The 6,416-nt window shown below is 73.3% G+C and carries 3 protein-coding genes and 2 pseudogenes; 3 read left to right on the forward strand and 2 right to left on the reverse strand.

Annotation, left to right across the window (positions count from 1 at the left end):
- Both AB0F10_RS43310 and AB0F10_RS43315 read left to right on the forward strand, forming a co-directional pair.
- Positions 1-2,673, forward strand: a pseudogene (locus AB0F10_RS43310) (hypothetical protein); the annotation flags it as partial.
- Between the two features lie 144 nt (positions 2,674-2,817).
- Entirely contained in the window at positions 2,818-4,728 is a 1,911-nt protein-coding gene (locus tag AB0F10_RS43315; RefSeq protein WP_360639832.1) for an adenylyl cyclase, read from the forward strand.
- A 52-nt stretch (positions 4,729-4,780) separates the two neighbouring features.
- On the opposite strand, the gene AB0F10_RS43320 is transcribed toward AB0F10_RS43315, so the two are convergent.
- Both AB0F10_RS43320 and AB0F10_RS43325 read right to left on the reverse strand, forming a co-directional pair.
- Entirely contained in the window at positions 4,781-5,548 is a 768-nt protein-coding gene (locus tag AB0F10_RS43320) for a SigB/SigF/SigG family RNA polymerase sigma factor (protein WP_360639835.1), read from the reverse strand.
- 98 nt (positions 5,549-5,646) lie between these two features.
- Positions 5,647-5,793 carry a hypothetical protein gene (locus AB0F10_RS43325; protein ID WP_360639838.1) on the reverse strand — a complete coding sequence of 49 codons (147 nt, stop codon included), beginning with the start codon at positions 5,791-5,793 and terminating at the stop codon, positions 5,647-5,649.
- A 397-nt stretch (positions 5,794-6,190) separates the two neighbouring features.
- Here AB0F10_RS43325 and AB0F10_RS43330 point away from each other — a divergent pair.
- A pseudogene (locus AB0F10_RS43330) lies at positions 6,191-6,416 on the forward strand (phosphatase); the annotation flags it as partial.

Consider the following 6,416-nt stretch of genomic DNA (forward strand, 5'->3'; position numbering starts at 1 on the left):
GCCGCGCCGGCCCTGCCCCGCCCGCTCACCACCCTGATCGGACGCGGGGCGGAGCTCGCCCGCCTGGACGGGCTCCTCGACGACCCCGCATGCCGGGTGGTGACCCTGGTCGGTCCGGGCGGCATCGGCAAGACCCGGCTGGCGGTGGAGGTCGCCGCGACCCGGCACGACCGGCACCGCGACGGTGCCGTCTTCGTGTCGTTCGCGGGCACCGGCCCGGCCGGGCCGGACGAGTCCGCCGACCTGGTGGTCGCGGCGCTGGCCCGGGTGCTGGGCCTGCCGATGGCGGTGCCCCGCGACCCGCTCGACCTGCTCGCCGACCACCTGGCCGGCCGCGAGCTGCTGCTGGTGCTGGACAACCTGGAGCATCTGCGCGGCGCCGCCGGGGTGATCGATCACCTGCTGCGCCGGGCGCCGGGCATCCAGACGCTGGTGACCTCGCGGCGGCAGCTCGGGCTCGGCGTGGAGTGGCTCGTCGAGGTCGCCGGCCTGCCCTGCCCGCCGCCTGGTGCCGGCGCCGGCGCGGCCGGCTACCCGGCGGTCCAGCTCTTCGAGGAGCGGGCCCGGCTGCTGCGGCCCGGCTTCCTCACCGGCGCCGACCTCGAGGGGACCGCGGAGGTGTGCCGGCTGGTGTCCGGTGTGCCGCTCGCCATCGAGCTGGCCGCCCGCTGGGTGCGTTCCGCCCGCCCGGCGGCCATCGCCGACCGGCTCGGGCAGGGCCTCGAGCTGCTCGAGACCACGGCGCCGGACGTCGAGCGGCGCCATCGCAGCCTGCGCGCCGTGATCGGCTGGTCGTGGGGCCTGCTCACCGGGGAGGAGGAGCGTGCCCTGATCCGGCTCTCCGTCTTCCGCCGCGGCTTCGACCTCGACGCCGCCGCCGCGGTGGCGGACGCGGGCCTGCCGCTGCTGGCCGGCCTGGTCGACCAGTCGCTGATCACGGTCGGCCAGGACGGCCGCTACGACATGCACGAACTGCTGCGGCAGTACGCCGCCGAGCGCCTGGCGGCGGACGCCGAGCAGCAGGCGCGGACCCGGCGGCGCCACGCGGAGCACTACGCCGCCCTGCTGCCCGCCCCGGCGGAGTTCCTCCCCGAGGATCCGGGGTTCCCCGACGTCGAGGCCGACAACCTGCGGGCGGCCACCGACCTGCTCGTGCGCGAGGCCGACCCCGCCGTGCTCGACGCCCACCTGCTGCGGGTCTGGTCGCTGTACCGGCACCTGGGCTGGTTCCGGGAGGCGCAGGCGGCGCTTGCCGCGGCGCTGGACCGCCCGGCCGGCACCCGGCTGCAGCGCGGCCGCTGGCACCGCATGCTCGGCGAGGCGCATCAGCAGCTCGGCGCGGCGGTCCCGGCCCGCGACCACCTGGAACAGGCCCTGGGCGCGCTGGACTCGCCCGTGCCGGGATCGACGCCCGGACGGCTGTCCGTGTTCAGCCTGCAGATGGCGGGCCGGGCCCTGCGCGCGCTGCGGCTCCGGGGCCGGCTCGCGCGGCCGTCGCGGCGCGCCGCGGCCCGGGAGCGGGCGGCGACCAACTTCACCATCAGCGAGGTCTACTGGGTGCTCAAGGAGCACCTCGCGGTCCTGCCGGCCTCGATCCGTGCGCTCAACGAGGCGGAGCGGTCGGGCGATCTCGACCTGACCCTGCGGGCGCAGGCGGGCCTGGGCATGGTCCTCGGCACCGCCGGATTCCACCGCCTCGCCCGCCGGCACATCCGCGCCGCCTGCGCGGCGGCCGAGCGGACCACCAACCCGATCACCGCCTGCTGGGTCGCGATCATGTGCACCCTGCACGGCACCGGCACCGGCGACTGGGCCGCGATCGACGCGGGCACCGCGCGGGCCTTGGTCCTGTGCGACGAGACGCCGATGTATCGATGGGCGGACGAGCTGCTGCTGGCCTCCGCGGTCTCATACCACCTGGCCGGGCGGCACGACGAGGCGCTCGCCTCGGCCGCCAAGGGCATGGCCGCGGGTGCCGGCCGGCGCGACCCGGTGGTGCACCTGTGGGGCCTGCTGAGCCTGATGGAGACGACGCTGCGTGTCGACCCGGGCGATCCGGTCCTCCCGCGCTGGCTGGACGAGGCCGTGCGGCTGCTGCCGCAGGCCAGCGGCGTCGACGCCGCCCGGGTGCACGTCGTCGCGGCCCGGCTGCACCTCGCCGCCGGGCGGGCCGCGCAGGCGTGGCTGTCCGTCCGCGCCGCCGACGACCTCGCGGGCGCGGGGCCGTCGTTCGAGCAGTACGCCCTCGAGGCGCAGGCCGGCGTGCCCGAGCTCTGCCTGACGATGCTGGAGCTCGGCGGCGAGTACGCCCGCCCGGCGCAGCTGAGGGCGACCGCCGTCGCCGGCACCCGCCGACTGCGCCGCTATGCCCGCCGGTTCGCGATGGCCACGCCGCGGGCGCTCGTCTGCCTCGGCTGGTCCGCCTGGCTGGACGGCCGCACCCACGACGCCCGGCGGGCCTGGGCCCGGGCCATCCACGAGGCCGAGCGGCTGCGGATGCCCTACGAGCTGGCCCGGGCCCACGAGGAGTTCGGCCGCCACCTCGCCGCGGGGCAGCGCTCGCCGCTCGGACTCGACGCCGCGGAGCACCGCGAGCGGGCGGTCGCGGGGTTCCGCGCCATCGGATGCGGCCCCGGTACGCGAAGCCTCCCCGGCTTACCCGTTCGTACGTAACCGGTTCCGGAACTCAGGCGAGTTGTCCTGATCGAGCCGCTAATGGCACACCGGGGCGGTGGGACGCCGCTTGACATGCGGCTTCGTCTATCGCTTTCTGTGACCTGATTCATTGCAGCACGGTTACAGAAAGGACTTCAACGCATGACGACACGCCCCACCGGCAGTGGACGTCGCGCCGGGACCCGGCCGCTGCGCCGGAATCTGGCCCGCATACTCGCTCTTGCTCTCGCGCTGACGGCCACCGGCACGCTCACGGGTACGGCCGCCGAGGCCGCCCCGCTGTCGGGGACCGCCGGGCCGGGCCTCGGGGCCAACGTGACCGTCTTCGACCCGAGCATGCCGATCAGCCAGATCCAGGCGACGCTCGACGCCACGCACGCGCGTCAGGTCGACAACGAGATGGGTACCGAGCGGTACGCGTTCCTGTTCAAGCCCGGCACCTACGGCACGGCCGAGAAGCCGCTGCAGATCAAGGTCGGCTACTACACCGAGATCTCCGGTCTCGGCGCGTCCCCGTCGGACGTGGTCATCAACGGCAAGGTGGAGGTCTACAACCGCTGCCTGGCCGACGGCGGCACCAGCAACTGCCTCGCGCTCGTCAACTTCTGGCGTACCCTCTCCAACCTGTCGATCAAGGTCAACGGGGCGGGGCAGGACGGCTGCCGGGCCTCGGCGAACTTCTGGGCGGTGTCGCAGGCGGTCTCGCTGCGGCGCCTCGACATCAGCGGCGGCAACCTGTCGCTGATGGACTACTGCACCGCGGGACCGCAGTACGCCAGCGGCGGCTTCATCGCCGACTCGAACATGCCGGACGTGATCAGCGGTTCGCAGCAGCAGTGGCTGACCCGCAACAGCAAGGTCAACAGCTGGTCCAACGGCGTGTGGAACCAGGTGTTCGCCGGGGTGCAGGGCGCGCCGGACGACGCCGCGTTCCCGAGCCCGCCGTACACCACGCTCGCGCAGACCCCGGTCAGCCGGGAGAAGCCGTACCTGTTCGTCGACGCCAAGGGCAAGTACAACGTGCGCGTGCCCTCGGCGCAGAAGAACTCCAGCGGCACCTCCTTCGCCGCCGGGCTCACCCCGGGCCGCACGATCCCGCTCAGCGACTTCTTCGTCGCCAAGCCGTCCGACCCGGTGTGGCTGATCAACGCCAACCTCGCCCTGGGCAAGCACCTGCTGCTCACCCCGGGCGTGTACGACATCGCGCACAGCATCAACGTCTGGCGCCCCAACCAGGTGGTGCTCGGCATCGGCCACGCGACCCTGACCGCCGTCAACGGCGCGACCCCGATCAGGGTCGCGGACGTGCCCGGCGTCATCATCGCCGGCGTGACCGTCGACGCGGGCACCAAGGAGTCGCGCACGCTGCTGCAGGTCGGCAACAAGAACGGTTTCGGGCTCAGCTCGGCGAGCAACCCGACCACGCTGTCCGACGTGTACTTCCGCGTCGGCGGCCCGCACATCGGCAAGGCCGACGTGGCGCTCGAGGTCAACAGCGACAACGTGCTCATCGACCACACCTGGGTGTGGCGCGCGGACCACGGCGTCGAGGGCTTCACCGAGGGCGTGAACGGCGACACCCAGCGCTGGCGCACCAACATCGGCCGCAACGGCGCCGTCATCAACGGCGACAACGTGACCGCGACCGGCCTGTTCGTGGAGCACTTCCAGGAGTACAACACGGTCTGGAACGGCGAAAACGGCACGACGGTGCTCTACCAGAACGAGTTGCCGTACGACCCGCCGACGCAGGCGGACTGGATGAACGACAACGGCACCGAGGGCTGGGCCGGCTACAAGGTCGGCAGCAAGGTCCGCAACCACAAGCTGTACGGCGCGGGCGTCTACGTGTTCAACCAGAACAACCCGGCGATCCACACCGAGAACGGCTTCGAGGCGCCGGACCGTCCGGGCGTCAAGCTGCACCACATCATGACGGTGAATCTCCGCGCCGGCATCATCGACCACGTCGTCAACGGCGTGGGCGAGCCGGCCGACACCACCAAGATCGGCGTTCCGGTGTACGTGCCGGACTACCCGGCCGTCCCGTAACCGCAACACCCCTGGTGGGCCGGAGCCGCGAGCTCCGGCCCACCGTTCTTTTCTACGCGAACTGCCCGCGCAGCTTGACCAGCGCCCGGCCGATCAGCCGGGAGACGTGCATCTGCGAGATGCCGACCTGCTCGGCGATCTCCGTCTGGGTCAGGTTGCCGTAGAAGCGCAGGGTCAGGATGCGCTGCCCCCGCTCGTCGAGCGAGGCCAGCGCCGGGCCGAGCGCGACGCGGGCCTCGGCCAGCTCATAGCCCCGTTCCTCGACGCCCAGGTGCTCGCCGGGAAAGCCCGCGCCGGGGACCCGCACCGACAGCGAGGCGGCGTCCTGTGCCCGCGCGCCCTCCAGCCCCTCCAGGACCTCCTCCTCGGTGATCTCGAGGTGCGCGGCGATCTCCGCGACCGTCGGCGAGCGGCACAGCCGGTGTGTCAGATCGCCGGTCGCCGCGGTGACGGCCAGGCTCAGCTCCCGCAGGCGGCGCGGCATCCGGACGGCCCAGGTCCGGTCCCGGAAGTGCCGCTTGATCTCGCCGATGACCGTCGGTATCGCGTAGCCGGGGAAGTCGGTGCCGAGGCCGGGGTCGAACTTGTCGATCGCCTTGATCAGACCGACCACCGCGGTCTGCAGCAGGTCGTCGTCCGGCTCGCCGCGGCCGGCGTAGCGGCTCGCCAGGTGACCGGCGAGCGGCAGCCACGCCTCGATCACCCGGGCGCGCAGGCCCGGCCGCGACGGGTCACCCACCGGCACGGCCGCCAGGGCGAGGAGCAGTTCACCGGCGTCGGCGCCGGCTTGCGGCGCACGCCCGGCGGTCTTCGTGATCATCCAAGAACTCCCTGGTCCCCTAGTTGCCTCGCCGCAACTACGCTAGACCAAACGGATGATGCCGAACGGACCGAAAGTACGAGCCGCGTGTCGTGTCGTCAATCCGGCGGCGGCTCGGGGGCGGTCAGGTCGCGCAATTGCGCGCTCAGCAGGTCCGGTTCGCCGCCGCCGCGGCGCAGGATCACCAGCACGGTCAGCAGGCTGACCAGCAGCACCACGGCGGCGGAGAACACGAGCGTGCGCACCCGCCCACGGTACGGCGGCGACCCCGGGCCGCAGGCCGGAATCCGGCGCCCCGCGCTCGCTCCATCCCGTACGGGTGAGCGAGCGGTTGCGCCGCGCACTAGCGTGGGCCGAGGGGTGCGACATGCCGGACGAGCGCAAACCGAAGTCCAGTGGCTGCCGCCGCGCTGGTTCGTCCGACTCGCCTGGGCGGCGCACCGCACGGTGTACCGCGTCGGCGAGGCCGGATCGGCCTGGCGCCGCCGAAGCCCGGCGCCCGGCCGAGACAGCGGTGGTGGTCCCCGAGCCGCGAGCCGAGCACGCCTGACCGGTCGTTCCCACCACGACGACATCCGCCGCTCACCGCCGGCCGTTCCCCGGCGCGGGTGAGCGATCTTCCCCTCTGAGGAGTCCCATCTGATGACCGAACGACCCCGGCTGCTCCCGCTGCTCGGCCAGGCCGGCCACGGCGGACGCGATCCGATGACCTGCCTCTACCGCTGCGGCAACGCGTGCGACCATCCCGTGCCGAACGAGTCGGCGAACCCCTACCTCGGCGACGTCGTCAACGCCGAGATCTCGCGCCGCGGCGTCGTGCGCGCCGGTGCCGTCGGCGCGCTCGTGCTCGGCCTCGGCGGCACGGCGG

Source organism: Actinoplanes sp. NPDC026623 (assembly GCF_040638275.1).
Lineage (GTDB): Bacteria > Actinomycetota > Actinomycetes > Mycobacteriales > Micromonosporaceae > Actinoplanes.